This window comes from Novipirellula methanifontis, from assembly GCF_052161655.1.
GTDB lineage: Bacteria > Planctomycetota > Planctomycetia > Pirellulales > Pirellulaceae > Novipirellula.
The window spans coordinates 7,028,425-7,053,947 of sequence record NZ_CP197418.1; the positions used below are offsets into that span (position 1 = coordinate 7,028,425).

At 54.7% G+C, this 25,523-nt stretch carries 15 protein-coding genes; 11 read left to right on the plus strand and 4 right to left on the minus strand.

Translation table 11 applies throughout. From position 1 onward, the window contains the following. Positions 1-180: 180 nt before the first annotated feature. The 3 genes from SH528x_RS25525 to SH528x_RS25535 all read left to right on the plus strand — a co-directional run bounded on the left by SH528x_RS25525 (position 181) and on the right by SH528x_RS25535 (position 3,766). Entirely contained in the window at positions 181-834 is a 654-nt protein-coding gene (locus SH528x_RS25525; RefSeq protein ID WP_442506271.1) for a peroxiredoxin-like family protein, read from the plus strand. A gap of 393 nt (positions 835-1,227) precedes the next feature. After that, entirely contained in the window at positions 1,228-2,514 is a 1,287-nt protein-coding gene (locus tag SH528x_RS25530; protein ID WP_442506272.1) for a polysaccharide pyruvyl transferase family protein, read from the plus strand. 265 nt (positions 2,515-2,779) lie between these two features. Next, on the plus strand, positions 2,780-3,766 hold the full coding sequence (locus SH528x_RS25535; RefSeq protein ID WP_442506273.1) for a cytochrome c: 987 nt from the start codon (positions 2,780-2,782) through the stop codon (positions 3,764-3,766). Positions 3,767-4,199: 433 nt separating this feature from the next. Here SH528x_RS25535 and SH528x_RS25540 read toward each other — a convergent pair whose 3' ends face one another. The 3 genes from SH528x_RS25540 to trpD form a co-directional block, all read right to left on the minus strand. Beyond that, positions 4,200-5,675 carry a transposase gene (locus SH528x_RS25540; protein ID WP_442505179.1) on the minus strand — a complete coding sequence of 492 codons (1,476 nt, stop codon included), beginning with the start codon at positions 5,673-5,675 and terminating at the stop codon, positions 4,200-4,202. Positions 5,676-6,270: 595 nt separating this feature from the next. Next, positions 6,271-7,599 carry a 3-keto-disaccharide hydrolase gene (locus tag SH528x_RS25545; RefSeq protein ID WP_442506274.1) on the minus strand — a complete coding sequence of 443 codons (1,329 nt, stop codon included), beginning with the start codon at positions 7,597-7,599 and terminating at the stop codon, positions 6,271-6,273. Between the two features lie 499 nt (positions 7,600-8,098). Then, positions 8,099-9,106, minus strand: coding sequence for an anthranilate phosphoribosyltransferase (trpD, locus tag SH528x_RS25550; RefSeq protein ID WP_442506275.1), 1,008 nt, complete (start codon positions 9,104-9,106; stop codon positions 8,099-8,101). A 292-nt stretch (positions 9,107-9,398) separates the two neighbouring features. Between trpD and SH528x_RS25555 the strand changes: the two genes are divergently transcribed. From SH528x_RS25555 to SH528x_RS25585, 7 genes are all read left to right on the plus strand, one after another. After that, complete coding sequence (locus SH528x_RS25555; RefSeq protein WP_442506276.1) at positions 9,399-10,340, plus strand: nucleoside hydrolase; 942 nt, start codon at positions 9,399-9,401, stop codon at positions 10,338-10,340. Positions 10,341-10,490: 150 nt separating this feature from the next. Next, complete coding sequence (locus SH528x_RS25560; RefSeq protein WP_442506277.1) at positions 10,491-10,829, plus strand: hypothetical protein; 339 nt, start codon at positions 10,491-10,493, stop codon at positions 10,827-10,829. Then, entirely contained in the window at positions 10,826-13,084 is a 2,259-nt protein-coding gene (locus SH528x_RS25565; protein ID WP_442506278.1) for a hypothetical protein, read from the plus strand. The genes SH528x_RS25560 and SH528x_RS25565 overlap by 4 nt, the downstream gene beginning before the upstream one ends. Positions 13,085-13,137: 53 nt before the next feature. Then, positions 13,138-14,109 carry an ATP-binding cassette domain-containing protein gene (locus SH528x_RS25570; RefSeq protein WP_442512175.1) on the plus strand — a complete coding sequence of 324 codons (972 nt, stop codon included), beginning with the start codon at positions 13,138-13,140 and terminating at the stop codon, positions 14,107-14,109. Next, positions 14,106-15,695 (plus strand): ABC transporter permease, encoded by a 1,590-nt coding sequence (locus SH528x_RS25575; RefSeq protein ID WP_442506279.1) that lies wholly within the window; start codon positions 14,106-14,108, stop codon positions 15,693-15,695. The genes SH528x_RS25570 and SH528x_RS25575 overlap by 4 nt, the downstream gene beginning before the upstream one ends. 136 nt (positions 15,696-15,831) lie before the next feature. Next, on the plus strand, positions 15,832-16,599 hold the full coding sequence (locus SH528x_RS25580; protein ID WP_442506280.1) for a DUF3467 domain-containing protein: 768 nt from the start codon (positions 15,832-15,834) through the stop codon (positions 16,597-16,599). A 538-nt stretch (positions 16,600-17,137) separates the two neighbouring features. After that, a complete protein-coding gene (locus SH528x_RS25585) occupies positions 17,138-21,769 on the plus strand; it encodes a DUF4332 domain-containing protein (protein ID WP_442506281.1) in 4,632 nt (1,543 codons plus the stop codon). A 370-nt stretch (positions 21,770-22,139) separates the two neighbouring features. Here the strand turns inward: SH528x_RS25585 and tilS are convergent, their stop codons facing one another. After that, positions 22,140-23,150 carry a tRNA lysidine(34) synthetase TilS gene (gene tilS / locus SH528x_RS25590; protein ID WP_442506282.1) on the minus strand — a complete coding sequence of 337 codons (1,011 nt, stop codon included), beginning with the start codon at positions 23,148-23,150 and terminating at the stop codon, positions 22,140-22,142. A gap of 763 nt (positions 23,151-23,913) precedes the next feature. Between tilS and rny the strand changes: the two genes are divergently transcribed. Beyond that, positions 23,914-25,482: a ribonuclease Y gene (gene rny / locus SH528x_RS25595; protein WP_442506283.1), complete on the plus strand. Its 1,569-nt coding sequence runs from the start codon at positions 23,914-23,916 to the stop codon at positions 25,480-25,482. Positions 25,483-25,523: the final 41 nt, after the last annotated feature.

Sequence of the window (25,523 nt, forward strand, 5' to 3'; positions counted from 1 at the left end):
AAAACATGACGCCACCCGTATTCGCACGGCGGAATCGTGCAACACGCTGATTGCCAAGCTCTGAGTCTGGTGCACGCAATTCAGCAGGCAGAACCCTGGAACGAGTGCGAAAGCGGTGACGTCCAACGAGTAACGCCGAGTGATTCGCTGTCGATAACACACACCATTCGAAGTACCAAGATGACAAGTCTAAAAGAACAAACCGACTCGCAGTTTGCAAAAACGCGTCAAGCCAAGCCTGAGTTCGCCCGCCAGATCGACGAACTTCTCGCGAAGGCTCGTGAGTTCCAAGAAGGAGGCAAGGCGATCGCTGTGGGACAACCGGCACCAGAATTTGTGTTGCCGAATCCGCAGGGCGAAACGGTCGCTCTTTCCTCTTTGCTTGCCGATGGACCAGCGGTTGTGATGTTCTACCGAGGAAGTTGGTGCCCGTACTGCAACCTGCAACTGCGGGCGATGCAAGCGAGGATGCCAGACATTCGGGGGCTCAGTGCGCAGCTGGTTGCAATCAGCCCTCAGATGCCCGACGAGTCGTTGACTCAGACAGAACGAGACACCCTAGAGTTCACGGTGCTTTCGGATCAAGACGCTCGTGTTGCCGCGACATATGGAGTGGCATGGAAAGTTCCCGAGTTGATTCTCGAGCATATGCGAAACGACCGTGGTCTCGACTTGGCGGCGATCAACAACGGCAACGGTAGTGTCTTACCAATCCCAGTCACGTTCGTACTCTCACGCGATGGCGTTGTCGCTTGGCGATACGTCAATGTCGACTACCGTACTCGCGCGGAACCCGATGATGTGATTGCGGCGCTGAAGCACCTAAGCAGTTAGGCAGGTGTCTTTCAGCATATTAGCCGTTTTGGTACTAGCGGGCTGTTGATTTAATCGAAATCCAAATCGCAGTCGTGAGCCGTGGGCCGTAAGGCACCGGGTAATGCGTGGGACCCGGCCGCTCACGCGCCACGGCTCACTAAATCAACAGCCCGCTAGCCACGGTTCCAACGTTCAACCGTGGCTAGCGTCCACGCGACTAACGGGAATTCACCCAACGATTCCTGGCTACCTGCTTAGCGTAATGCGAGAAAAGTAATGAAACAAACGCGGGAAGAGACGCTGATTGTGGAACGGGGACGCGATATCAATCAGAATGAGGTACCTGCTGTTCGCCCTCCCGCCGCATTCATGTTTTTCAGATGCCCTCCTGCTCCCCCTCAAAACGTCCCAATGAATCACAATCGTCGTCAATTCCTAGCCCAGTCCGCTGCTGCAGCAATCGGCGTTTCTTCGATCGCGAGTCTCAATGCCGCTTTTGCTGGCGACAGCAAACCCAAACGTATCCTGCTTCGATCATCGTGGCAGACCGTGAATATCGGCGATATCGCTCATACCCCTGGTTTGCTGAGCATCCTGGAAACTCATCTGCCGGATGTCGAAATCGTTCTCTATCCCAGCAACGTCGATAACGGCGTCGATGCCCTGCTGAGATCGCGATTTCCAAAATTGAAGATCGCCAAGAAAGGGTCTCCGGAACTTGCCGAAGCTTACCAAACATGTGACTTCATGCTGCACGGGTCCGGCGCATCGCTTGTCGCTGAGAGGGATGTTCGCGAATGGCGTGAGAAAACAGGCAAACCGTACGGCATTTACGGCATCACACTCCCACCGAAAATGTCTCATGCCACCAAAGCGACTTCTGCCGACTCACTGAGCAAAACCGTCGATGTACTCAGCGGGGCAAGCTTTGTCTATTTTCGCGATTCAAAATCGCTTGCGTTTGCGAAACAACTCGGGGTAAAAAGTCCCGTGATGGAGTTTGGCCCCGACGCGGCCTTTGCCTGTGATCTGCGTGATGACGAAAAAGCAGAAGCGTTCCTGCAGAAACACGATCTTGAAACCGGCAAATTCCTCTGCTGCATTCCACGCCTTCGCTACACCCCATACTGGACGATCAAAGAGAACGCGAAATTTGACAACGACAAACATCAACGCAACGAGTTGATGAAGGAGCACGATCATGTTCTGCTTCGCGAGGCGATCATCGAAGTCGTCAAGAAAACCGATTTGAAGGTGCTGGTTTGCCCGGAGGACCGCACGCAGATGCAGGTCGGCAAGGAAATGATCTATGACAAGTTGCCAGCGGAGATTTTGCCGCGAGTCGCATGGCGGCCGGACTATTGGTTAACCGGCGAAGCGATCAGCACGTATGTCCGCAGTGCGGGCCTGTTTGGTAACGAGATGCATTCTCCGATCATGTGTATTGGCCACGGAGTTCCCGCGATCGTTTGCCGCTTTGACGAACAGACCAGCAAAGGCTTGATGTGGGAAGACATCGGGCTGGGCGATTGGTTGTTCGACCTCGATGACGAATCACGCCGTCAACAGCTTGTCGCTGCCGTTTTGGGTATGGCCAAAGATCCCGCGGCAGCAAAGGACAAGGCAGCGAAGGCACGCAAGTTCGTTGAAAAAAGACAGCGTGAAACGATGCAGCAGCTGAGGAGCGAGTTGGGATGATGTGGGGGTGGATACGCAAGAAAGTCCAGCAGGATGCGAGTGGGCTACACGCATTACCCGGTGCCTTACGGCCCACGGCTCACTTCATTCACATGCGATGTGTTGGGTTGGATGGTGGCTGGAGAGGCGTGGACGAAACTCTTGGCGAGTTTCGCTACGGCGGTGGACGTTGCGCGGGGTGGGGCTGCGTGTGCGTTGCTGCAGTGGTTATGATGCATGAACTTGTTCCCTCCACAATAACGCCTTCCTACCGCTTTCGAGTCCGATGAAAACAACGGCATCGCTGCTCTCCGCCGCTTTCGTATGCGTTTTGCTGTGCTACACAATTGGCACTGGCAGCCTGGCGGGCGAAGAAACGGCGTTCTCGACCAAACCTGCGAGTCCCGCTTCGCCTCCTCCGCTGCGGATCCAAACGCCCCCGCAAGACTCGCAATCGCATCTTCACAACCTATTTCAACTGACCGAGCGGATTTACTCGGGGGCGCAGCCGGCCGATGATGCCGCCTTCGCCGAGATCGCCAAACTTGGCGTTCGCACGGTGGTCAGTGTCGATGGAGCTCGCCCGGACATCGCGGCGGCCCAGCGGGCAGGTTTACGCTACGTGCACATCCCGATCGGCTACGATGGGCTGGATCAAGCCGCGGGCGAATCGATCGTTAATCTCATCAAAAACGCCGACGGTCCGTTCTATATCCATTGCCATCACGGCAAACATCGCGGCCCGACCGCGGCGGCCATTGCGTGTATCGCGGATGGCTCGGCCAATCATGAATCGGCAATGCACATCCTGGAAAAGGCAGGCACCAGCAAACACTATCCAGGACTGTGGCGTGACGTGAAATCCTTCAAAATGCCGGCCAATGACAAACCATTGCCCCCCCTCGTTTCGACCGCTCCGATCAATTCAATGGCATCATTGATGGTGGCAATCGATCAAGCCAACGAACACCTCAAATCATTTGCCGATGCGGACTGGGCCGTACTGGATTCGCACCCCGATTTACGTCCCGCAGGCGAAGCGACACTGCTTCGCGAAGGTTTCCGAGAAGCGGTGCGCCTGAGATCGACATCCAAAGCAGATGAGATAGTGAACCACGACGACGACACGTACTGGAGTCAAATGATTGCCGCTGAACAAGTCGCGGCGAAGCTCGAGGACGCAATCCGAAGTAACGACAACGCATCGGCCACGCGGCACTTTGCTCAAATGGGCACTTTGTGCACCAAGTGCCATAGTCAGTATCGGAATTGACGATCCACGTTATTAGTGATCGCGGCGTGAACCGTCCGGCTGCAGCGAGTAAAACGTTCGAACTAGAAACTCTTATTCCTACGCCTGTCGGCACAAGCCTGGGCCGCTAAAACTTTGGGCTTGACATCGTATACTGGGGGGCGAGTTTTTCTTCCAGCCGATATGCAGTTGCCTCTCCACCGACGAAGGAGACTGCTGATTTAGTTAGCCATTTTGGCCAACGCTGTGAAAAATTTAGAGACGGCAAATTACGGCATTTGCGTTCCGTAGCTACGCTCGCCAGAGCGTGGATGGTTGCCGGCCAATACGAATCACCACCTTCTGGCGAAGGTAGCTACGAGAAAATGCTTCACAGCGTTGCGTTTGGGCGCTAGCCACGGTTTCGTCGCCATCCAACCGGGGCTAGCGCCCAAACGCAACGCTGTGAAGTATTTTAGGCTGCTTGGTTTTGATGGAATTCGGCGAGTTTTTTACGTTCTTCCATGTTCAGTTTTCTTATTTCAGGATCGCCCAACGGTTTCTTGTGTGGGTTCTTTGGACGGTAACGCGCCTTCTTGTCCGTGCCCGCTTGATAGGTCTGGACGAGGGCTTGCGACAGGCTGTGCAGCATGTTGTCACTCGCACTGCAATATTTGTCGAGGCGACGCATGCAGCGTCGCAAGCAACGCATCGTGTTGGCCAAACTTCGTTTTTTCGGATCATAGTCGACTTGCTCGGGAACGTCTTGCTGTTCGGGAATCTGTTCTCGCAGCGCCAGCAGTTCGGCAATCGCCATCGCGCGAATCGACCAGTCCAGTTCCGCCAATGCCCGATCGCTGTTGCGGCAACGTAGTTTGTGCTTGTCAATGGTTTGTTTCAAGCCGCGGAATTCGACTTCGATTCCCCAACGCATTTTGTAGTAACCAATGAGCTGCTTGTGCCTCAGCTTACGAGCGCTCAATACGCTCGTAAGCATCCACATCTTCGTCTTGCCAACTTTCACTTTCACCAGACGCAGCTTCAGCGGCGGGGCGCCAGATTCCATCCTCCCCTTGGGCCAACACAAGACTCGACCTCCACCGAGTTGCTTGATATCAGCCTGCTCGCTGAGCAACTTCACGTTCGCTCCGACACGAACAAGGAAGTCACCACCGGCAGCCAGGATCGCACTCCACAGAGGATAACCTACGAAGCCCGCGTCACCACAAAACAGTGTCTTTTCCGGGAAAGTCTCTTCCTTAAGCATCTCCACGACGTGGCCTCGTTCGCTTGAGTTCGATGGCCCCAAACGCCAAGTCCACGGTAGACGAAGGCTCATGTGCCACATCATCGTGACCCAGATTTGTGGTTCTTGTGGCTGAGGTTTGTTCTTCTGGTTCCGCTTCCGTCGCATCCCCTTGGACTTCTTCTTTCCGTATTTGGCACGCACGCCGCGGCCATAGTTGGGTGCACAAAAAGCTTTCTCATTGGCGGCCGTTCGCGGGACCGTCACGCGTGACCCATCGAAGCCGATCAGTACCCAGTCAGCGGACCTCCAAAAACGTCCGCCCACTTCCTGGGCCAATGACTGATGTCTCTGGCGAAGCCGCGTCGTGAACAGCGATTCGTAGCGATCCAATGCGTTCATGAAGGCCGTGTAGGTTTTGGCGGTGCAGTGAAGCCCCAGCTCTTCACAGATTTCCATCGTCTGATCGAAGGCATCGGTGACGTTTATCTCATTTTGCCAAGACCAGATGAGTGCCTGGATCGCCAATTCTTCGGGCATCCATTTGATATTGCCATGAAATGTATCTTTGGTAAACAATTCACCTTTGGGAACAATCCAACGACACACCTCGTTGAAGATCGTCTTGTTCTTGCGACGAGATTGGCGGTTAGGTTTGCGACGTTGGTTTTGCTTACTACGTTTTGTCTGCTTCTTGCGACTCATGGCCAGATTCCTTTCTGACTGAAGTGTTTCAGTTAGTGTTTGGGGGGAATCTGGCTTTTTTCATATTCGGAGCTTGGTGAAAACCCCGCTTTTTACGTGCTCAAAATGCTTCACAGCGTTGGCCCAAACGGCTAAAATAGGAGCGGTGATATCGTACTAAATCAGCAGTCTGCGAAGTTGGTGGAGAGGTGGCAGAAAACCGGCGCAACAAAAATTTACAACGAGCCCAAAGTTTTAGCGGTTCAGCGCAAGTCCCGCTGGAATGGAGACAACCAGAGAAGATTAGGATTAATTCGACTGACCCATTTCGTGAGCCGAACGCGTTAGCGTCGGGCAGCCGCTTGGTAAATCGTGGACAAAAAGAGGCCCGCGGCTACCGCCGTCGGCTCACAAATACAGGGAAAACAAAAAATGCGACAGTTCGATCACCAAAAACTGAGCAGTCTTTTTACAAGATTTGAGATACGATTGTCATTCTCGTAAAACCAGTTGTTATCTCCGCCGAGACAAGCTCGGGCGGAAGAATGTTTGGCGGGTCCGACATCCCGCTGAGTCCACGCCGCCGGGGGCGTGGACTTGCAACTCGCCGAAAACTTTAGTTCGATGCTGCAGCGGTGGCGGGCAATTCACGAATCGAAACGTTTCGGAATTGAACGGGGTCGCTGTGACCGGCGAAACCAAAGTAACCCGACTTGCGATCCTTACCAGGGTGCGCTCGGTCGGCCAAGAATTCGGTGACATCCGCGACATCGCCGTCCAAAATCACGTTGCCGTTTAGCTCCACTTTGATTCGGCTACCATTGACGGTCACTTCCTGGAAGTTCCACTGGCCGGTTTCTCGCAAGTAACCTCGTTTTGCTGCAATCATCCCGTAAGCGCTGCCGTGATATTGGCGTGAGTCAAGCTTGGCGTACTTGGGATGCTCGGAATCAAGAACCTGCAACTCGGTCATTGCTTGATAAGCAGCGTCACCGGTAAGCGGTGAGCGAATTGCCAACCCATTGTTTCCGCCGGGTGGCAAACGGAATTCAACACGAGCGACGAAGTTGCTGTACTCGTCGTCGGTCAACAACAAACCACCGTGACCTGCTTTGCAGCGGATGGCACCGTCGACGACTTCGTAGTTATCCACGGCTCCTTGCCATCCGTCCAAATTTTCGCCGTTGAACAGCAACTTGAAAGAATCATTTTCACGACGGCTGAGGATTTCGTTTGCTTCGTCGCCGCTAAACTCACGGACGAAGATATTGCGCCAACGGATTTCGCCACCGTGGGTTTGCAATTGGATGGGGCCATCAACCGCGAGGGGCGATTTGCGATCCCAATAGTTTTCCATGATCGCGTTATCAACGACCTTTTCGCCATTGAGCCAAACGCTAGTGCGGGCACCAATTTGGCGAATTTTGAACGAGTTCCACTCGCCGAACGGCTTGTCGGCCAACTTGGCGGGATCTTTGCCGGGGGCGCCGGCACTGTTGTTCCAAAGTCCGCCGCTGCCGAGTCCCGCACCGATGTTGAATTTTGCTTCTTCGGTCGAGTCCCAGATTTGAACTTGAGGCGTGCCCTTCAAGTAGATGCCGCTATCGGCGCGAGGCACAGTCTTGTAGTCGAGCAACAATTCGTAGTCGCGAAAATTATCGTCGGTGGTCAGGTAAGGACCTTTGCCGTCGTTGACCAATTCGCCGTTTTCGATCGTCCAGTGCTGTTTGGCTTCGCTCATCCACTGCGATAGCTTCGCGTCTCGCTCTTCGGCAGGCATATTGGCCAGCTCGGTAGGATTGAAGTGAGGTCGCGCTTGCCATCCGTCGAGGGTCTTGCCGTCAAAGATCGCACGATAGCCTTCCGGGGGGGCATCGGCGTGAACGACGCTAGTCGAGCACAGGGTAAGAAGGGCCAAGGTAAGCGAGGCAAACATTCGTTTCATCGGTGGGGTCCTGGGAGGGAATTAAAGGCTGGAAGCCGACAGTCTAATTGAAAGAGGTCGAAAAATGTTGCCCCGTAGGGCGTTTCGCGGCGAAGATTTTGAGGTCAGAGAATTCGTCGCCTTCAACCGCAACCGCAGGCGGAAATCGGCAAGGTCAATAGACTTAGCCGTCGCGCGGAGAACGCCGTCGCCTTTTGGTACTGAAGGAATGCCATTATGGCGGTGCACGAGAACCATGGCGATTTATTTACCCCATATACATTTACCCCATTTACCTCGCTACGCCCCAACAGCGCATGCCACGGGCACTCACAAATACCGACTCCGTTTGAGTGTACAAATAGGTGCCTTGCGTCGGGACACCCGCGTTCGAAACCGAGTTTACTTGGAAAATGACGCGGCACAGCAAGTTAAGTTGCCTAGCGATAAGTTGCCTGGCGGAGGCCCGATGACGTCCTTCACTGCCTGACAGTGGGCTTACCAACCGACCAGGGCCTTACTAACCAACAAGGGATGCCAGCTTCGCTTTTGCCGCCCCGGAATCGATCGTTTCGGCAGCTTTTTTGACTCCATCGAGGATATCGCTTGCCGCTCCCACCAGAACGAGTGCCGCCGCGGTCCCCGCTAGCACGGCATCACGACATGGCCCGGGTTCACCATCGAAAATACGGCAGATGATCTCCGCACTTTCGTTCGGATTGGCGGCGGCCAAGGCTTCACGTCCCGCCGGCAGCAGCCCAAAATCCGCTGGGGTCCAATCATAATGTTCCATCGACGAGGCACGCACATCGACAACGCGAGTGGCGCCGTCGAGCGAAACTTCGTCTTGTCCGTCGATGCCGTGCACCACAAACGAGCGGGTGGTTCCGAGGGCTCCGATTGCGGCTGACACCATTGATTGTGTTTCGGGGGTCGAGGTGCCTAGCAATTGGTGGGTAGCGCCGGCTGGATTGCACAGTGGGCCGAGCAAATTGAACAGTGTTTTGACGCCAAGTTGTCGACGCACGCCGATCACATGCCGCATCGCTGGGTGCAACTTTGCGGCAAAACAGAAACAGATCCCATCGCGATCCAACCGCTTAGCGACCAAGTCGGGCTCGGATTCAATCGGCACCCCCAGGACTTCGAGCACATCGGCGGAACCGGTCAAACTGGTCGCCCGCCGGTTGCCATGTTTGGCGACAGCGACGCCCGCCGCTGCAGCAACGATGGCGACTGCGGTGCTAATGTTGAAGGTCCCACTGCCGCTGCCGCCCGTCCCACAGGTGTCCAAAAGTACCGGGTGCGAGTGAGGAATTTGCGTCATATGGCGACGCATCGCACGAGAAGCCCCCACCAATTCGCTTACTGATTCACCTTTTTCTTTGAGTGCAAGCAATAAACTTGCAACGTCGCGTTCCTCGGCTTCACCGCGAAGCATCGCGTCAATCAAATCGCTGGTTTGGTCTTCACCTAGATCGGTCCCTGAATTGGCTTGAACGATTGCAGCCTGAAAAAGTGATGCCATGGCAGAGTCTGAGGGTCAACAAAAAAGGAGGTAGAGTTTTTGGGTTAGGTCAAGGTTAGCAATTAACAAAATCGCAAAGACATCCCGCTGCAGCAAGCGAAGTTGGCGGCTGTCGAATTTTTTACGCCGCTCACCGCGACCAGGATGCTTGATTTCCGCATTTCCGCGGCAAGATCGCTAAGCCTCGTCACGTTTTTATACTGGGTTTGGCGGCCATGATACGATATCCTTCTCTCTGATGCTGCCACGTCCCCCCTCGCACATGCCACGTTATCGAAACTAAAGTATTTCCATGACACGCAAGATCATTATCGATTGTGACCCCGGAATCGACGACGCCACGGCATTGTGTATGGCACTTTTTGATCCACGGCTCGAAGTGTTGGCGATTACAGCCACCGCGGGCACCATCGATGCGGATCAAGCGACGTCCAATGTGATTGCGGTGCTTCAGCAGTTGGACCCGACGAAATATCCGCGAATCGGCAAGGCCTCGATTCCCGAGGATGCTCCGGTGGTAGACGATCGCTATCTCAATGGCGGCGACGGGCTCGGCGATTGCAACTTTCCCGAATCAGCCCGCCAGCATCTACCCACCAGCGAAAAAGTGATCGCGGAACTCGCCCGCAAATTTCCCAACGAAGTAACGGTGGTGTGTTTAGGACCGACGACCAACATCGCTCGCATCTGTCGTCGAGATCCAGGCGTTTTGCCGCTGCTAGACAAAATTGTCATCGGTGGCGGATCGGTATCCCATTCGGGAAACGTGACCGCTTCGGCTGAATTCAACATGTACTTTGATCCGACGGCGGCCCGCGATGTTTTTGAATCTGCCACCACAAAGAGCTTGATTCCGCTGGACATCACCGATGCAATGAGCTTCGGGGTGGATCTACTCGAGAAATTACCAGCACGCTATTCACGAGCTGGTAATTTGCTGCATAAATTGATCCCATTCGCGTTTCGAGCCGCGCATCAACTGCTCGGGCGAGAGCTGATACCACTGTACGATGCGACCACGATACTTTCGCTGATCGAACCTGATGTTTTCAAATGGCAATCGATGGCGGGGAAGGTTGAAACCAGCGGCGAATTGACTCGCGGCGTCACCGTGTTCGATCAACGGCTGAGACCGGAATGGCCCGTCAACATGGAAGTCGCCGTGGACGTGGATGCAGAGGAAGCTCACGAAATGATCATCCGCAGCCTACGTTACGCGGGACAGCAAACGTAACTTGCCGAGCAGGACTGAAAGCATTTCGGACACGCAAAAATCGTATCCTGAGGTGCGAAATTGAACCACAAGGGGTTTCCCAAACCAGTATACTTGTCGAGTTGAGTTTAATTCTCGTCTTACTCGCTCTCTTTTTCTGCCCTGTCATTCATGCCTAGTGCGAAACCATCCTCGGCGCAACCTGTGGTGCGCAGCCGATTGCTTCCTCGCATCTCATTCCGCTTTGTGTTCGCGATTACCACATTGGCGGCAATCATCGCCGCGGTGGCTCGCCAAGCCGGCAGCGGCGGTGCTTTGGCTACCGCTGCGATGGTGGGATTAGTGGTTCCGGTCGCCTGCTTCATCCTGTTCGCCATCACGTTCCTGTTTTCTTGGGCAGTTTCCTCGCTTTGGTTCCAGGGCGACGACGAGCAAACATTGAAAGGCAGCCCGTTTGCCGAAGGCCAATTGCCTCCACAAATCATGCCTCCACGAGAAACCAACGCATGATGCGTATCACCCGATGTTGCCTTCGATCCGTTACGGTTTCCATCACCGTTGGCTTGTTGGTTCTGCTGACCTCCATCGCGACGAGCGTTTCGAGTGTGCGAGCGGAACAAACCGAATCGAAACCACTGGATACAGCGGCGTCCAAGACGGCGACAGCTCAGCCCCCAAGAACTGCTCGCGTGGCGGCGCAGGACTCGCTGTTGCCTCCCACGACATCGACGACTCGGTTGCCGACCACCAAGGCAAATACGCTTGGATTCACGCTCGACATCCAAATCGCAGAGCAACCGTCCTCGGGCTACATTCCCGTTCACATCGCGGCTCGATCGACCAGCACGTTTGCGGCGGACCGCCGATTGACAATCCGTTTTCAAACGGATCCTAACGGCCAACTTCCTCCGACCAATGGCCTGCAAGTGGACGTGCCGCTATTGCTACCCCAAGGATCTAGCCTCGCCCAGGCGACTCGCTACTTGCCGAAGTGGTCCGTCGGCTATCAATACCGAATTTCGGTTTATGAGCAAGGCAGACCACTCGATGCTTGTTTTACAACCATAGGTGCCGCCGATACTGATTTTTACGATAACGAACAGCGATTGAATTGGCTGTTTGTTACCGATACCGATACCGTCGATTACGCAACGCTTCCTGACCTCCGCCCTCTGCTGTTTCGTGAACGCGAGTTGAACATCAGCGTATTTCGCGACTCGATGCTAACTCCGCGACAAGATCCCCGCTTTTGGGAATCGATCATGCAGAACGGTCCTCACCAAGTCGTCGGGCAATCCGAGTTGCCCACCGATTGGCGAGGCTACCAAAACTACGACTTAATTATCCTGGACATGCCTGCGTTGCAAGCCGCGATTCAAAATGGCAAATACGAAACCATTCATCAATGGGTACTCAACGGCGGATCGATCGCGTTATACAACTCGGCTTCCGAAAAAGCATTTGTTGATGCGTTTGGATTGCCGATACAGAAGCCGACGTCTCTGGCACTCAACCATGTCTCGCGTGAAGCCATCCTCAGCGAAGGCGCTAGCCAACCGGTCGACGAAGGATGGAATCAAAAGATCTGGCTGCGTCCCCTCGGTGCTGGTGTCGTGTTTGGTGTGTTGCAATCGGACGACGGTGAATTTCCAAACACGCGGCATTGGTGGGTGATTGACCATACGCTCGGTCATCGTGTTTCACCCATGCTGAGACGAGGTGTCGATCCGATTCTTGGTGACCGACGTTTCGGTCGCTGGTTGATTCCCGGTGTGGCGCAACCTCCGGTTTACACCTTCATGGGACTGCTTGCCCTGTTCGTCATTCTTGTGGGGCCGGTTGCGTACCGCAGCACCGCAAAACGTGGCCGCACTTATCTGATGTTTTTGATTGCACCTATTTTGGCAATCATCACCACCGCATTGATGTTTACCTACGGAGTCATCTCGGACGGCTTCGGAACCTCGGCGCGAGTCCGACAATTGACCTGGGTCGACGGTGCGTCCGAGAGTGCGGGTGAGCGAATCCAGTCGACCTACTTTGCGGGGCTGCGACCCACCGAAGGCTTAACGTTTGCCGGCAATGCCGAAGTGATGCGTTATCCCGATGGCACCGCCGGATCTTGGGAAGAACTGAACGAGCGTAGTCCGGTCACCCTGGGAAACGTTCGCGTCGAAGGCGAGCGTCAGATCTTTGACAGTGCTTTCCTGCCGTCACGTCAACAGCGGCAATTCATCGTCCATCAACCTCGGCAAAAAATCGGCAGCCTTTCAATAAAAACCGAGAAATCCGATTTTCTCAATCCGACGGGGTTGATCACGAACCGATTCGATTTTGAACTTCGCCAATGTATCATCCGGGACACCGACGGTGACTACTGGTACGCCGAACGTGTGCCGCGTGACAGCGATGAAGTCGAGTGTGAAGCGGTCGATTCAAGAAAGTCGTCCAAACTGATTGGCGATCTTTACAATGACTTTCGGCCGATGGAAGAAGACTTGTTTCAGTCACCCCAACGTCGTTTTCGACGTCTGACGCGTGAGCTGATCTCTGGAATCAGCGATCAAGTGAAAAACCACTCGATGAGTCAGTCCGAAGTGCTCTCGGGATCCTTCGAATTTTGGTTAAATCAAAGAATGCAATTGGAAGGTGAATTGCCGCGTGATCATTTTGTTGCCGTCTCGGACGTCACCGAGGATGTGGTCATCGTGCCCGAGACCGAACTCGTCGACAGCGTTCGCTTCGTGTATGGAAGTTTAAAATGAACGCCAACTCACCGCCCGCAGTGGCCAATTCCAGCCAGCACGGCAGCAGCACCATGGCAGCGAACACAATGGCCGGTGTCCACACAGATACTCATGACTGCATCGAACTGCGTCGGCTGCATCGTTTTTTTGGCAAAACCAAAGCGGTCAACGACATTTCGTTCTCTGTTGCTCGGGGACATGTGTTTGGTTACATCGGCCCCAATGGTGCCGGTAAAACCACTTCGATGCGAATCTTGGCGACGCTCGATCTGCCCAGTTACGGCGATGCATTTATCGATGGATTTTCGGTCATCAACGATCCTGAACTCGTTCGACGACGACTCGGATTTATGCCCGATTCATTTGGTACCTACCGCGATGTGAACTGCAAAGAGTATCTCGATTTCTTTGCACGAGCGAACGGACTTGTGGGTCGAGAGCGGAATCAACGCCTCCAATGGGTGCTCGACTTTACCGGCACCAAGGGAATGGCTGAAAAGCCGATCCGCGGATTGAGCAAAGGGATGAAACAACGGCTGTGCCTGGGGCGAGCCCTGATTCATGATCCGGCGGTGATGATCCTGGACGAACCCGCCGCCGGCCTCGACCCTCGAGCACGCATCGAACTTCGCAAAATGATTCGCGAGTTAGCCGATCAAGGCAAAACCGTCTTGATCAGCAGTCACATCCTGACCGAGCTTGCGGAGATGTGCGATTCGGTCGGCATCATCGAACAAGGCTGCTTGCTGGCGACCGGAAGCATCGAACAAATTCAGCGTCAACGTGAAACGCATCGTGAATTGTCGATCCGGTTGCTTGATCGGGTCACGGAGTGTGCGGATGAAATCAAGAAGCAGCAAAGCATCGAAAAACTAATCATTGACGGTGAAATTTTGCGATTTGAATTCGAGGGCGGCGCCGAAGATCAAGCCGACCTAGTGGCCTGGATTATCGGTCGCGGCTTTCGTGTGGTCGAAGTCGCGTCCCACAAAAAGAGTCTCGAGGACGTTTTCTTGCAAGTCACCGAGGGGCTCGTCCAATGAGTGGAAGTGTATCGCTGCCGGCATCGTCATTGCCCAACCAGAGCCAAGCGAATCGTTGGGACCGTTTCGACAACTGGTGTGAAAAAATGGGAGATCGGTTCAACCCGATCCTCGTCAAAGAGACTCGTCAAGCATTGAAGAGTCGCCAATTTGTCGTCACGTTTTCGGTGTTGTTGTTTGCCGCATTCGCCTGGACCGTCGTCGGCAGTTTGTCGCAAATGCCGCAAATCTATACGTCGCCGTCCGCCGCTCGATTGATGATCGGCTACTACGTGGTGCTGGCGATTCCGATGCTGTTGGTCGTTCCACTTGCAGCTTATCGTTCGCTCGAAGGCGAAATTGACGATGGCACGCTCGAGTTGTTATCGATCACGGCACTGAGCCCCTGGCAAATCGTGCTGGGAAAACTCGCCAGCGCGTCGCTGCAAATGATGATCTATTTCGTTGCGTTGTTTCCGTGCATGGCCTACGCCTACACCCTTCGCGGCGTCGATCTGCCGACGACACTGATCATCATCGCCTCGTTGTTGGTGGCTGGATTGGTTTTGACCGTGGCGGCACTGTTCCTTGCGCCGTTGGCACAGAGCAGGACCGGTCGCATTGCAACGTTGTTGATGTTGATGATGATTCTGCTGTTTGCTGAATATGCCATCGGATATTTCGTGGTCGATCTGATCATTAATGGCAACGCGTTGAGGGCGGACTGGATGTTTTTCCTCAGTACATCCACGGTGCTAGTGTCGTTGTCAGCGGGCCATTTGCTGCTGACCACAACGGCGGCACAATTAACACCGGAAAGCGAAAATCGATCGACGCATCTACGTATTTCGATGATGGTGTTGTCGATGATCTTGGTTGGAATCGCAGCGTATGCGATCAGGGGACTTGATCAGAGCGAGGGGGTGCTTATCACGGTCGCGACATCCCTGGCAGTGTTGTGGACGGTGTTTGGCAGTATGTTAGCGGCCGAATCCCCCATCACGACGCCGCGGATTCGGCGTGAATTGCCGCAGAGTTTTTTCGCCCGAGTTGTGCTGACTTGGTTAACGCCCGGCCCGGCAACGGGATTGGTGTTTGCCACGGTCAACGTGGTCGTGTTGACGTCGCTTTTCGTGCTGGGTTTAAACGAGTACGAGCAAATCACGACCAATTTTCGTGCGGCGGAACTTCGATCGCTGTTTCGACTTGGCATTTTGTTTGCCAGTTACCTGGTGGCGGCCATGATCGCGGTTCGCTGGATTATTGCGTTGGTACGAATCAATAACCATCCGCGTGTCGAGATTGGTTTAGCCGCAATGATCAGCGTGCTTGTGCTATCGGCGCTGGTGCCCTATTCGATCGGTTTGCATTTTAACGACTATCGAAACTACTCTTATTCTTACTGGCAAATCACGAATTGGGCCTGGACCTTTGCCGAAGCCAGCACGAATGGCATGGTGCGGACACGCGAGGTGATATTCGTGGCTGCCGCAGTGGTCGTTGCCTTTGTGGCGTGTTTATTGACGATGCCACGAATCGTCTTGCCGCGACGGATTGCGACCCCCGAACAAGTCGCACACGAACAAAAGAAGACGGCGTCCCCCTGAACTCGCGTGTGAAACCGACTAAAATTCAGTTTCATGCCGGCGACGCATTGAAATGAGCGAGCCGACATCGCTACAACCGTTGCTGAAACGGTCAACACCGACACAAGATTTTACTCAACGAAACGGCTTCCATCGTATGACTTCCGAATCAGATTCGTCTCCCGATCCCGCCGACGCCAACCCGGCGCTGCGTGCACGCGTGCCTGACCACGTTGCGGAAGGCTGTTTCAGCACCGGCGCTATCGTGATGACTGGTCCGAATGAATTCATCATCGATTTTCTGCAGACGATTGGCCGGCCGCACCGCGTCGCGTCACGCGTGGTCATTCCTCATCCAGTGATGCCACAGTTCATTGACGCGTTGAATACGAACCTTGATTTGTATCGCAATCGCTTTGGCGATCCGCCATCACCGCCAGCGAATCCCCAACAAAATCAAGCTCGTCGCCCCACTCCGCAAGAGATCTACGATGATCTAAAAATGCCCGACAACGTGCTCAGCGGCGTGTATGCAAACGGAGTGATGATTGGCCACGGTGCGAGCGAATTTGGCTTGGACTTTTTGACCAGCTTCTTTCCTCAAAGTGCGGTCAGCGCAAGAGTGTTTGTGGCGGCAGGGCAAGTTCCTCGCTTGCTCGATTCGCTCAAAGGTGCCGTTCGCCAGCTCGAACAGCGAAGGCAACAACAAGCCGGCAATGCCGGCAACTTGCCTGATAATCCAGCTGACGGCCCCAATCCCGCGGATGGCCATTCTGGCCCCGATGAAAACCCAAACAGCAGCGATTTGGGTACCGATGGAGGACAACGCAATGACGGGACCAGCGGCGAAAATCCTCGTCCCGACTCGGGCGAACAACCGCCTAACAACGATCCCGAAAACGGCGACTCAGAACCCAAAACATAGGATTTCGACGTAGCGGAAGTCGCCAAGACTTTCGTTTTTTGGCATGACCGAAACTCACGCGTTAGTTCCGCAACCTCTGTAATCGAATCGACATTTCTCGCGATTCAACGTAATGATCGCGGAGCGATCAACGACATTAATTGCTCCGAAAGTCTTCGCGACTTTCGCTACGTAAACCCCGAAACTTCTTCGGCGTGAGCGTCGACCCGAGATTCAATTTGCTTGCATAAGAAACGGGCTAGAGAGTGTATTGGCGAACGCCTCCGATGGATTTCGCCGGTCCTAAACTTTTCTATTTCTCCACGTAAATCGCCCACGTTTCACGCCTGGAACGCAAGTTTTTTCGGGAAAAGCGTCTTGGACGATTGAGTTTCACGTTTTCTCTATTTCAAGAAAATGTGGATTTCGATTAAAGTCCCCTCCACATCCCGCAAATGTACCAGGATGGTTCACTCGTTTTCGGTCGCGCCGCAAGATGACGGCTCACCAATCGAACCATTCTCCTGATTGACTCACGTGGCCATGGAGGCGCCAGACCATGTTATTAGAACGAATCGATATTGATGCACACGGTCCGCTAAATCGCGTCGAACTTGGACCGTTCTCGGAACATCTGAACGTCGTCTGTGGTCCCGAAGGCTCAGGAAAAACGGCCATCGCACGGTTCGTTCGCGATTCAATTGTCGATCGCGAGTATCCGCTCGGCATGATGAGCTCGTCATCGGGACGCGTCGTGTGGGCGGATCGCAACGGGTTGCTGCATTGCCGCCGCGAACAAGATGGATCGAAACAGGGCCGCCGCACCATCGAATTTGAATCACGTGGCGTCTCGTCCTACGACAATTACGTACACGATCATCCATGGCTGAACTCCACACTCGGCAGCAGGCTCGCTCACGGTGCACCAGTCCATGGACCTGAATCCGATGCGACTCGCACGGTGCATTCGATCCAACTACCCGAAGCCATCATTGACGCCGTAATCACGGACACCGCGATCACTCACATTGCTCGCGTTGTATCGGCTTGTATCCGCTGCGGCCTTGATTCCACGCAGACCTATCGCTCACTGCCGTTTGAGAACGCAAACCTCAATAACCCAGCGAGCTACGCGCTCGACAACCCCGCCGCCTACTCTGCACACGATGGTTTCACCAGCGAACATGCACGGGCGAATGATAGCCGAGCTCGCGCCCTGCGTTCTCAATTGGCCGACGTGGAATTGGAGCTATCCCGTCTGGAACCAACACCGCTTCAAGAAGAAGCTCTGTTAGCTCGTCGCGATGAATTGACCCAACAACTCAACCGCCGATCACCACGTCCTGCGACCGCCGTCCCTCGTTACGATCGTGAGCGCATCGAACGTCGATTGGCCGACCTTCACGATCGCGCCACGCATCTGCGTGCTCGTCAAAGTGAGCTGCGACGTTGGGTTGCCGACCTTGATTCACAGCTGCACGCCAGCAATGTGAATCCGACCGATACAGTTACCGACAACTACAAACAACATTGGGCCATGCGTGACGAATCGCTTCGTCGCCAATTGGATGATCTTGACGCTCAAATGATTCGCTGGCGTCGTGCACTGCTGGAAGTCCGCGGTCTTCGCGAAGCCATCCTTGCCACACGTCAAAACATTCGTTCGGCCGGTCACACTCATCATGCCGACTTTGGTCCGCAAGACGCAGCGATCCTGCGCCGCCGACGCTTAGACGGTTTCCTTGATGCGATCGATCGCTTTGATCCGTCGCGTGGATGGAACGAATTTTATTCGGACTCGTATTTCTCTGCCGATCTTCACCACGCCTCGCGTGTTCGCGGAGAAGCGGATGTCTATCGCTCGCGAACCGGCAGAGTGGTAGATCCGATCCACTCACTCGATGAACTCGACCAACGTGTCGAATCGGCAACCCGTCAAATTGATTGGCTGCTACAGCGTTACGCGAGTAACGAGCAAATGGATCATCCGTGGTACCAAGCGGCTGGCGAAACGTCGACGTTTGGCGGCACCACGCTCGAAGAAACCTTGCGTACGATCCGTAATGATCTGGTTCATGCGTCGCGTTACGCCGTGAATCAAAAATGGGACTCGCTCGGCGATCACCCCGTTCACTCTGCTTCGCTTGACCCTGCGACGGCCGACGATCTTCGCGAACTTGACCGTAGTGAAAAGTGGTTGGTCAACGCGATCGATCAAATGATGCAACATCGCGAACTGACGCTGAACCGCTACACTCCGTCAGAGATGAAAGAGACACAGGATTGGGCGCGACATCGCGAATTGTTGCAGTGGCGTTACCAAAACGAACGTGCCGATCGTGTTGCCGAACTCACTCGCACCTCACGCGAACTCGAAACCTGTTTGGCAGAAGCATCGCGACTGCGTCGTGACGCACAAGATTCCGTTGCAATGGAAACGGTGCGTGAAAACGAACGTCGGGACGCGATGGCTCGTGAAGCCGCAGTGCAAGAGCTGCGTATCATCGACACCAAACTTGCTCGTCTATCACGCGTCCGCTGGCTCCGCAGTCGTGCCAAAGAACTGCGTGACCAATTGCGTGCGATGCGAACGCCTCTGAAACCAAGCTCACCATTGGCCCAAACCGCCAGCCGTTGGCTCGTCCGCTTGTCTGCGGGACGATTGCGTAACGTTTCTTGGCGAAATGACCCAATCTCTAAGACCGTGAAGCACGATCCTGTGACTCACAATCACTTGTCCGTTCCAGCGACGGCACACGTGGTCACAAATGTGTTCATTGACGGGCGTGACGAGTCTCGCTGCACCGAAGCCGACCGTGCCTTGGCCGTTATCGCCATTCGGATGGCGGCGGGCGAACTGCTAACTCGATTGGGCAAACCGGTCCCCGTTGTTCTCGAGATTTCACGTACGTTGGCTGCCAATGTCAATCATTGGGCTGCAAACGCAACGGCACACGATACCTCGTTCTATCACCACAGCAACGATGGCCGATTCAACCACCCCATCGCTGCCGCCCTTCGCGATTATGCCGCCGCCGGACGTCAAGTCCTGCTGTTGACAAGCGACCAAAACTTGGCGGAAGAGATCGCTCGCGTTGGCGGTCGTACTTACGCACTGAGAACCGACCGAGTCGTGCATGCTCATCGCCCACTGTGGCGACCACACTACACACCGGAACACTACACCGGTCCCCACCCTCACACCTATGGCGACCACATCGTGGGCGAACATCCTTCGTATCGACCTCAAGAATATCGCGTTAACGATATCAATCGCGATCTCGATATGGCTTGGCACGAAACGTACGGGGCAAACGAAAACGCGGACGCATCCCGTTACGCAAGTGCTTCCCGCCACGATCGACACTACTATGCGGAGGCATCGGCAGTCCACAATCATAGCGAACCTCGACACACGCAGGATCGCTACGACCAACATCCTGCCCGTACCCAAGATGCCCGTTCCGATGATACCCGTACCGATGCCGCTCGTGATGGTGCAGCCTATCGTGATGGTTACTACTACGCCGACACTTACACGACGGCAGCTCCGCATTCCATTGACGCCACCGTTGTCCCACGTGGAAACAGCGTGGTACGCGACCGCTCCGGCGTCGACCCTAGCCAACTAAGCACCATCCGCCGTACCGAGTCGTCGGATCCTGCTTTTTTTTTAACAGTCGACAGTCCTATTGATCAAGCGCCATCGATCGATGCGGTAGCTGCCGCACGACTGCGTGGCTTGATGGTGACACACATCACTCATTTGATGCAGCATGACCCCAATCGTCTTTCTGATGCGTTGGGACTGGCCAACGTCGAAGCCTCGACGATCCGTCGCTGGCAAAGCGAGTGCCGACTGGTATGCCGTGTGCCCAAGTTACGCGGCTTTGACGCTCGCGTCTTGGTAGGCTGCGGTGTGACCAGCCCTGCTCAATTGGCGTCGATCCACCCGACCGACCTGCTGCAACGTGTGGAAGATTTCTTGGCTACCGAACAAGGCCAAAAGGTGTTGCTGAGCGGCAGCAGTCGCGAACTTTCCCGCATCACCAGTTGGATTGCGGCGGCCAACAGTTGGGGGCCTGAGAAAGGACCTCACTACGTCAATGGCCGTGCGATCCAAAAAGCCGATCGCCAGGAACGTCGCTCGGGCCGAGAGCGTTCGCGTTTCGATGACCGCGGCGAAATTGGCTACGATGAACTTGATAATGCAGCGGTCCGCTACGGTATTCGCACGATCGATGGCATCGATGGTTACAGCCGAGTACGCGATGGCGTTCGCGTGACGGGTAGTCGCACAGGTACCAATGCGCGTCGCTCGCTTCGCCGATCACGAAGCAGCGAATCGCGTCGTCGTCGCTCCGATTCGAGCGAAAGTCGTCCTTCGCGAACAGCAACTTTGAGAACCAGTTCAAACGAACGAGCTCCCCGAGAAGCGAGCTCGAATCGCGAATCTAACCGGGGTCAATCTCAAAGCCGAACCGGAAACGTTGAAGGCTATGCGTCGTCAAATGGCGCCAGTCGAACCAGCTCTGGCAGCAGTTCCAATAGCGAACGCGGACGTCGACGCCGCTCGAATCGAAACTCCAATTCGTCCAAACGTGACGTCGTCCGATTGTCCGACCGCGACAACCAACACGAATCTCGTTCATTTGACCGTCCTGAACGCGAGCCTCGCGAAACGCGGGTAAATCGAGACACGTCCGAGATGCGAGCAGTCAAATCACGTGAGCCACGCGAGACCGAAACGGAACTTCGCTTTTACCTTCAACGTGACAATCCAATTGTCGACGCTCCGTCGATCGGACCACGCATGGCCGATCGGCTGAGCAAAATTGGCATTCATACCGTCGACGATCTGCTGAACGCCAACCCAGACCGAGTGGCCGAGAAACTTGGCAATCGCCGCATCGAAGGCGACACCGTGTTGGCTTGGCAACAACAAGCCACTTTGGTTTGTCGAATCCCAATGCTGCGTGGACACGATGCTCAGTTGCTAGTCGCAGCAGAGATCACCAGTCCCGAAGACTTGGCGACCCAAGAAACAGAAGAATTATTCAGCCGAGTGGACCCGATCAGCCGCAGTCGCGAAGGCAAACGGATCATTCGCGGTGGCAGCCTTCCCGATCGCGAAGAAATCAGCGAGTGGATCAGCAACGCCAAAGTGAACCGAGAACTCCTGGCTGCCTGAAGAGATCCAGAGAACTGTAGGCCGCAAGGCCTCGGGTAGCGTATGGAACCCGGCCGCTTACGCGTCACGGCTCACGAAGCTTCGCTTGCATTCTCCCGTAGTGGATCTTGCTAAAGATCCTGCGGTTGGGATCTTTAACGGTTTGTTGATTCAATTGTTGGTTATGAAATAACGCCAACACACAAACCCGAAGCGTAAGCGAGGGACTACAAACAAATTTGCATCGCGTTTTCGGAGGTCCCTCGCTCACGCGTCGGGTTATGATGGTGATTGCTACGCGGCCACGTGAATAACGGATGTACTCCTAACCCGGCGATTACGCGTCACGACTCATAAATCGACGAGTCGCGAGCGTTTAAAACGCAAAACATCAGTCCTCACGCTGCAGCACAACGCACCCGTCTGTGGATTCCATTCGGATTGCTCCGGGCAGTATGCATACTCCCGACTGAGTGTCTGCAATGTATTGATAGACTAGCTGCCAATGCGAGTGCGACATGCTTCGCATCGGCCACTGCTGGGTAGACCACAACTGCTGCATCGCCGTAATAATCACAGTCGCGTCGGTTTCGATGTCGCACTGAATCACCACTGTGTCACCCACGTGAACGTGCTGTGTTCGCCAATCGTCCGCCATCGATTCGATCGTCTGCACCCAATCACGCTGGGTCGCCGCCGCTCTGAAAATCGCCTCATTTGCACCAGGATATTTCGACTGAATCAACGGAATCAATTCGTGTCGAATCCAGTTGCGTCGATAATCGCGACTTGCATTACTCGAGTCCTCGCACCAAGGTTGGTTGATCGAGCGAAGTGACGTACGAATGCAGTCTCGCGAGACAGTTAGCAGGGGACGAATCAACACCGTATCTTCGCCTAGCGATCGGAACGGCCGGATCCCGGCAAGTCCTCTTGGTCCCGTCCCCCGCAACAGATGATGCAGAACCGTCTCGACATTGTCGTCCGACGAATGAGCCACCGCGACATAGCGAGCTCCTGACTGCTCAGCCGATTCCTGTAAAAATCGCAGCCGCATCCTTCTCAGCGATTCCTCATCGCGAACGCCAACACGGTCCGAGCGACGCCCCACAAACGGCAGCTCGAGTTGCGTCGCCAATTCTCGGACGAACGACTCGTCTCGCTCCGATTCTTCGCCGCGTGTGGCATGATTGAAATGGGCTAGCGTCAAAAAACCGGTCGGCGGACCAGCGGATGGTTGCTGCCGTAGATGATGCAGCGCTCGCACCAACGCCACACTATCGGCACCGCCGCTACAACCGATCACCACCCCCACGCCGCACCAGCGAGACCGAGGCCACGTCTGCTGGATCGACTGGCACAAATCGTCCCAATTTTCTGGTCGTGGCTCAGTACTGGACATATTGGTTGTGATCGTTGAATTTTGAAAGGCGTCACGACGAAGGTTAGCCCCGGCAACCCAACTCTGTGAAGCATTTCGTAGCGGAACTCGTCAAGAGTTTCGGGGGGCCATACACCATGGAACGAAAGTCTTGACGACTTCCGCTACGTTAAACCTGAACAAACCCTTATATGGAAAAAAATGCTTCACAGAGTTGCCCCGAGAACCCGCGCAAACTCTTCAACGGCAGCCGGAGACGCCCCCCGCTTCAGGAGGAGCAAGACGAGCAACAAGTGTACATAACGTCACGTGACAAATGCGAACTTGTCGCCATCTGGCAAACTTTGTTTTGAATCTGTTTCGCGGACACTCGACAGCTGTTAACCTGAGACATCCTGAGACCATTTGCATCGAATCATAACGAATGCGACTGGATTTTCAGAGCTGACTGTAAATAAACAAGACTCAACATCGACTCCTCTGAACAACAGAATCACCCTCTTCTCGATTATGTTCCCTCTTCTCTTTCTGCTAGTCACCCGAGTTACTACATGGAAGCAACACACTTGCTCTGTGTCGTGCTTCGTTCGTGCCGAATCGGCAGTAAAGCATATCCTCTGCTCCGCTGAGCTTGGAGTGAACCGAAGAACTTGCGAGTGGAGTATCCCCACCGAACACCGCCCCCATCAGCAGCGGTCAAGAACACGTTTCCCCTCTGAACGTGTTGATAAGTCTGGGAATCGCAAAGGCAGATTCTTTTGTTCTCGGTACCGAGGACATATACATGCTCGCATCTTCCGAAACCACGATTCTTTACTCGGCCTTTTCTTTCTTGGTCGGGGCCGCGATCGTTTGGGGTATTACCCAACGAATCAATACGGTTCGTCGCACCGTCCAGCAACAGGCGGCTGATAAGCTCGTCGAGGCCGCACGTCGCGAAGGCGAAACGCTTCGCAACCAAGCGATAGTCGATGGCAAAGAATCAGTGCTCAGCATCAAGGCGGAAGCTGAGAAAGAAATCGCCGCCGAACGCAAACAATTGCTGCAGCGCGAAGCCAAACTCGATCGTCGCGAGGAGACACTTGAACAGCAAGAAGACGGACTGAGAAAGCAACAGCGGGGACTCGAAAGTACGCAACAGCGACTCGATACGCAGCTGCGTTCAACGACCGAACAGCGGAACCGGCTCGAAGAAACAATCAAACAACAGCAAGGGCTGCTCGAAAAAGCGAGCGGGATGACTCGCGAAGAGGCTTCACAAACCTTGCTCTCGTCGTTGGAACAGGACCTTGAATCCGAAGTCGGTTCAGTGTTGCTGAAGCATCAAAAACGATTGAGCGAGACCGTCAAGGCTCAAGGCCGCGAGATGCTGTTGACCGCGATACAACGTTTCGCGTCGGCTCATACCGCCGAATCCACCACCAGCACGGTGGATGTACCTAGCGACGACATGAAAGGCCGCATCATCGGTCGCGAAGGTCGTAATATCCGCGCGTTTGAAAAGGCGACCGGCGTCGATGTGATTATCGACGATACTCCAGGGGTCGTGATCGTTAGCGGTTTTGATCCGGTCCGCCGCGAGATCGCTCGTCAATCGCTGACGCGACTGATCAGCGACGGCCGCATCCACCCCTCGCGAATTGAAGACGTCGTCGAAGAAACCTCTAAGGAGATCGACGATATGATCATCCAAAAGGGGCGAGAAGCGGCGGATGAAGTGAACGTCAGCGGACTACATGACCGCGTCATTCAAATGTTAGGCCGCCTGCACTTTCGTACCTCGTATAGCCAGAACGTGCTTCGGCACAGTGTCGAAGTCGCGTTCATTTCGGGTTTGCTCGCGGAGATGATGGGGATGGACGGCGATTTGGCTCGCCGCTGCGGGCTGCTGCATGACATTGGTAAAGCGGCTGATCATGAACTCGAAGGCGGCCATCCCAAAATCGGTGCCGATATCCTGCGACGCTCCAACGAGGGTCCCGAAGTCGTTCACGCCGCACTGGGGCATCACGACGAAATCGTTACCGAGCATCCCTACACGATGTTGGTGGCCACCGGTGACGCATGCAGTGCCAGCCGTCCGGGGGCTCGACGCGAATCACTCGAGCGGTACATCAAACGGATGGAAGAGCTCGAATCGATCGCGACCCGCTTTAACGGCGTTCGCCAAGCGTTTGCGATCAGCGCCGGTCGCGAGCTTCGTGTGATCGTCAACAGCGACCGTACCACAGACGAAGAAGCCGCCACGATCTGTCGCAATATCGCGAAAGCCTTCGAGAAAGAACTGACTTATCCAGGCGAAATCAAAGTCACCGTACTGCGTGAATCACGATTCACCGAAACCGCAAAATAGAAGAGGGGAGTGAGAAGAGGGGAGTGATGAGATTCCACCTC

What these genes read in the sequence shown, in the direction of transcription:
- SH528x_RS25525 (WP_442506271.1), top strand. Translation starts at nt 181, where the DNA reads ATGACAAGTCTAAAAGAACAAACCGACTCGCAGTTTGCAAAAACGCGT.
- SH528x_RS25530 (WP_442506272.1), top strand. Translation starts at nt 1,228, where the DNA reads ATGAATCACAATCGTCGTCAATTCCTAGCCCAGTCCGCTGCTGCAGCA.
- SH528x_RS25535 (WP_442506273.1), top strand. Translation starts at nt 2,780, where the DNA reads ATGAAAACAACGGCATCGCTGCTCTCCGCCGCTTTCGTATGCGTTTTG.
- SH528x_RS25540 (WP_442505179.1), bottom strand. Translation starts at nt 5,675, where the DNA reads ATGAGTCGCAAGAAGCAGACAAAACGTAGTAAGCAAAACCAACGTCGC.
- SH528x_RS25545 (WP_442506274.1), bottom strand. Translation starts at nt 7,599, where the DNA reads ATGAAACGAATGTTTGCCTCGCTTACCTTGGCCCTTCTTACCCTGTGC.
- trpD (WP_442506275.1), bottom strand. Translation starts at nt 9,106, where the DNA reads ATGGCATCACTTTTTCAGGCTGCAATCGTTCAAGCCAATTCAGGGACC.
- SH528x_RS25555 (WP_442506276.1), top strand. Translation starts at nt 9,399, where the DNA reads ATGACACGCAAGATCATTATCGATTGTGACCCCGGAATCGACGACGCC.
- SH528x_RS25560 (WP_442506277.1), top strand. Translation starts at nt 10,491, where the DNA reads ATGCCTAGTGCGAAACCATCCTCGGCGCAACCTGTGGTGCGCAGCCGA.
- SH528x_RS25565 (WP_442506278.1), top strand. Translation starts at nt 10,826, where the DNA reads ATGATGCGTATCACCCGATGTTGCCTTCGATCCGTTACGGTTTCCATC.
- SH528x_RS25570 (WP_442512175.1), top strand. Translation starts at nt 13,138, where the DNA reads ATGGCAGCGAACACAATGGCCGGTGTCCACACAGATACTCATGACTGC.
- SH528x_RS25575 (WP_442506279.1), top strand. Translation starts at nt 14,106, where the DNA reads ATGAGTGGAAGTGTATCGCTGCCGGCATCGTCATTGCCCAACCAGAGC.
- SH528x_RS25580 (WP_442506280.1), top strand. Translation starts at nt 15,832, where the DNA reads ATGACTTCCGAATCAGATTCGTCTCCCGATCCCGCCGACGCCAACCCG.
- SH528x_RS25585 (WP_442506281.1), top strand. Translation starts at nt 17,138, where the DNA reads ATGTTATTAGAACGAATCGATATTGATGCACACGGTCCGCTAAATCGC.
- tilS (WP_442506282.1), bottom strand. Translation starts at nt 23,150, where the DNA reads ATGTCCAGTACTGAGCCACGACCAGAAAATTGGGACGATTTGTGCCAG.
- rny (WP_442506283.1), top strand. Translation starts at nt 23,914, where the DNA reads ATGCTCGCATCTTCCGAAACCACGATTCTTTACTCGGCCTTTTCTTTC.